The organism is Stenotrophomonas maltophilia group sp. Smal17, from assembly GCF_030237045.1.
GTDB classification, from domain to species: domain Bacteria; phylum Pseudomonadota; class Gammaproteobacteria; order Xanthomonadales; family Xanthomonadaceae; genus Stenotrophomonas; species Stenotrophomonas forensis.
This window is the reverse complement of the sequence record NZ_JASJSU010000162.1, coordinates 1-3,232: the sequence shown is the minus strand read 5'-3', so window position 1 is coordinate 3,232 and position 3,232 is coordinate 1. Positions and strand designations below refer to the sequence as shown.

Sequence of the window (3,232 nt, the reverse complement as noted above, 5' to 3'; positions counted from 1 at the left end):
CGCCCCCCCCCCCCCCCCCCCCCCCCCCCCCCCCCGCCTCCCCTCAGGAAGCCAGCTTTTGACGTTGACGTTGACGTTGCTTCGGCGGGTGCAGGGCGCAGCCCTGCAAAGCAAACCCCAACCTCAGTAGCGCGGCCGGCCTTCTTCCAGCACCTGGCGCAGGAACGGCACGGTGATCCGCCGCTTCGCCGCCAGCGACTCGCGGTCCAGCCAATCCAGCAGCGTGATCAACCCACCCAGCTCGCGCCCAGTGTGCGACAGCAGCCACTCGATGGCCGCTTCATCAATCGCCAGGCCCCGGCGCAGCGCGCGCTCGCGCAGCACCGCCGCGCGGCCTTCCTCATCCAGTGGCTGCAGCAGCACGCGCACGCACTGGCCCAGCCGCGAACGCAGGTCCGGCAGCAGCAGGCCCAGTTCGCCCGGTGCCTTCTGCGCCGTGTACAGCACGGTCACACCGGCAGCGCGCGCGCGGTTGTGGAAATCGAACAGCGCGATCTCGTCTTCGCGGTTGCCGGCCACTTCGTCCAGGCCGTCCAGCGCCACCAGCTCGCGCGACTCCAGCCCATCCAGCGCCGCGCGCACACGGCCCACAGCGCTGGCCAGCGGCACGTAGGTCGGCAGGCGGCCGGCCTGCTCGGCACTGGAACACATCGCCAGCGCCTGATGGGTCTTGCCCGTACCCGCCGCGCCTTCCAGGTAGACCCAATCGTGGCTGGCGCCGACCGCGATCGCACGCAGCTGCGCCAGCGCGCCATCCGGCGCGCCGATGAAGGTCTCCAGGCGCTGGTCCCGCGGGTAATGCAGGGCCAGTGGCAGTTGCGGCACACCCATCACTTCAGGTCGGGGCCCTTGTCATCCGGGAGAATGATATGAGGCTGGTCGACCACGCCATCAAGCACGATCGCCGGCTTCTCACCCACGTACAGCTCGCTCTGGCGGTAGCGCTGGTGGGCATAACGCAGCAGCACGTTGGTCACCGCCGCCACCGGCAGCGCCAGCAGCATGCCGAGGAAGCCGAACAGCTGGCCGCCGGCCATCACCGCGAAGATCACCGCCACCGGGTGCAGGCCGATCTTGTCGCCAACGATGCGCGGGGTCAGCACGTAGCTTTCCAGCAGCTGGCCGACGGTGAACACCACGCCGACCAGGATCAGCAGCTTCAGGTCGAAGCCCTGTGCCTGCACCAGCGCGGCCACCACCGCCATCAGGATGCCGGTGGTCGCGCCCAGGTACGGGATGAAGCTGATCAGCCCGGCAATCAGGCCGATCAGCAGGCCCAGCTTGAGCCCGACCAGCGACAGGCCACCGGCGTAGATGACGCCCAGCGCCAGCATCACCAGGAACTGGCCGCGGATGAACGCGCCCAGCACCTCGTTGGACTCACGCGCCAGCGCGCTGATGGTGCCGATGTGGTTGCGCGGGATCACCGACGCCACCCGTTCGACCAGCTTGTCCCAGTCGCGCAGGAAGTAGAACGCCAGGATCGGCAGCAGCAGGATGTTGACCACCCAGGTCACCATCGCGAAACCCGAGCGCGAGACGTAGCCCATGAAGGTGGTGGCGAAGCCGCCGGCCTGCTGCCAGTGGCTGCGCACCCATTCGATCAGTCGGTCCGGATCCAGCCACTGCATCACTTCCAGGCCGGTCTTCTGCTCGAACCAGGGAATCCCCTTCTCCATCAGCCACGCCTGCGCCTGCGGCGCGACCGCGATCAGGGTGGTGATCTGGCGCTCGATCATCGGCACCAGCACCAGCAGCAACGCCACGATCACCAGCACCATCGCCGCGAACACCAGCACCACGCCGGTCATGCGCGAGCGGCCGGTGGCCTCGATGCGGTCGACCAGCGGGTCGCCCAGCCAGGCCAGCGCCAGCGCCAGCACGAACGGGGTCAGGATCGGCGCCAGCAGCCACACCACCCAGCCGACCAGGCCGGCGAACAGGATGTACTTCAGGCGGCGCAGGAACTGCGCGATTTCCGCTTCAGGGGTCAGGGTCATCGCAGGCGGTACTCGTTGCTGACCGGCGCGGCGACCGGAGTACCGGTGGTGTCATCGATCGGGGTCGGCAGGGCCGGCAGCGGCGCGCTCGGCACCAGCACGCCGTTGTCGCCCAGCATGCGGTTGAAGCCGGCCAGGCCGGTGGTCATCTCCAGGCTCAGCTCCAGCTGGCTTGCCGAGGCGTGCAGCGGGGTGACGTTGCGCACCACCGGCACGTCGCGCAGGCCGGCGGCCAGGCGCAGGTAGTCGTCGGCGCTGTTGATGCCGGTCACCACCACGCGATAGGTCCCGGCCTGGCCGGTGGCCACGCCCGCCTTGGCGTAACGCTTGACCAGCGCATCGGCGGCACCGTCGGCGCCGGCGGCCATCGCGCGCATGGCGTTGGCGTCCTTGCTGGTCCACTTGTTCAGTTCACGGCCGTTGTCGACGAACACCCAGTCCGCCTGCCAGCCGCCATTGGCGCGGTACAGCTTGCCGATCAGCTGCATCGGCGGCGAATAGCGCGAGGAGGCGCGGGCCACGGCGGCACTGTCCTGGCGCCAGATGGCCCCGGCCAGCGCCTGCTCGGCGGCGCCGCCGCTGGGCAGGCCCAGCTTGTAGCCACGCTCGATGGCGCGGTTCAGCAGCGGGCGGGCGGCATTGGCCTGCTGCACGCTGACCAGGCGCGGGCCGCTGCCGTCATCGACCGCCAGCCACAGCACCGGCTTCGGCCGCGGCTGCGGCCACAGCGGCAGGCCCAGCGCCGACACCAGTGAATCCACGTCATCCTCGCGGAAGCGCGCCACCAGCAGGGTACGGAAGCTGGGGGCGCCGCTGGCGCTCACGCTCTGGTCCTGCTTGTAGTCGTAGCTGGCCACGTAGTCCTTGGCATTGCGCAGTGCCTGCACCACGCCGGGGCGGGACATCACGCTGCGATCGCCGGACAACTTGCCCAGAACCACGCTCAGCGCGCGGGCCAGGGCGCCGTTGCGATCGGCTTCGGCCTGGCTGTTGACGGGCACTTCTGCCTCGTACGCGCCAGTGGCGGTGGCGACATCACCCTCGGTGCGCAGGCCGCTCTGGGCCATCGTGGCCACCGGCAGGCTCAGTGCAATGAGCAGGGTCAGAATCAGGCTGCGGCGCATCAGGACATCCATTGGCTCGACGTATCCGGGGGGAATTGTTGCCCGAATACGGACTTTGCGCCAATGCGGCCTGTTAAAATCGCCCGTTCAACCCCTGCCAGCGCCGAC

The 3,232-nt window shown here is 69.4% G+C and carries 3 protein-coding genes; all 3 read right to left on the bottom strand.

The genetic code is table 11. The features are described from left to right. Positions 1-123: 123 nt before the first annotated feature. Genes hda through QRO93_RS21260 form a run of 3 tightly spaced genes read right to left on the bottom strand, consistent with a single transcriptional unit; the run spans position 124 to position 3,124 of the window. A complete protein-coding gene (gene hda, locus QRO93_RS21270; RefSeq protein ID WP_053449020.1) occupies positions 124-831 on the bottom strand; it encodes a DnaA regulatory inactivator Hda in 708 nt (235 codons plus the stop codon). Continuing rightward, on the bottom strand, positions 831-2,000 hold the full coding sequence (locus tag QRO93_RS21265) for an AI-2E family transporter (protein WP_006423004.1): 1,170 nt from the start codon (positions 1,998-2,000) through the stop codon (positions 831-833). The genes hda and QRO93_RS21265 overlap by 1 nt, the downstream gene beginning before the upstream one ends. Beyond that, entirely contained in the window at positions 1,997-3,124 is a 1,128-nt protein-coding gene (locus tag QRO93_RS21260; protein ID WP_230078980.1) for a DUF2066 domain-containing protein, read from the bottom strand. The genes QRO93_RS21265 and QRO93_RS21260 overlap by 4 nt, the downstream gene beginning before the upstream one ends. Positions 3,125-3,232: the final 108 nt, after the last annotated feature.

What these genes read in the sequence shown, in the direction of transcription:
- hda (WP_053449020.1), bottom strand. Translation starts at nt 831, where the DNA reads ATGGGTGTGCCGCAACTGCCACTGGCCCTGCATTACCCGCGGGACCAG.
- QRO93_RS21265 (WP_006423004.1), bottom strand. Translation starts at nt 2,000, where the DNA reads ATGACCCTGACCCCTGAAGCGGAAATCGCGCAGTTCCTGCGCCGCCTG.
- QRO93_RS21260 (WP_230078980.1), bottom strand. Translation starts at nt 3,124, where the DNA reads ATGCGCCGCAGCCTGATTCTGACCCTGCTCATTGCACTGAGCCTGCCG.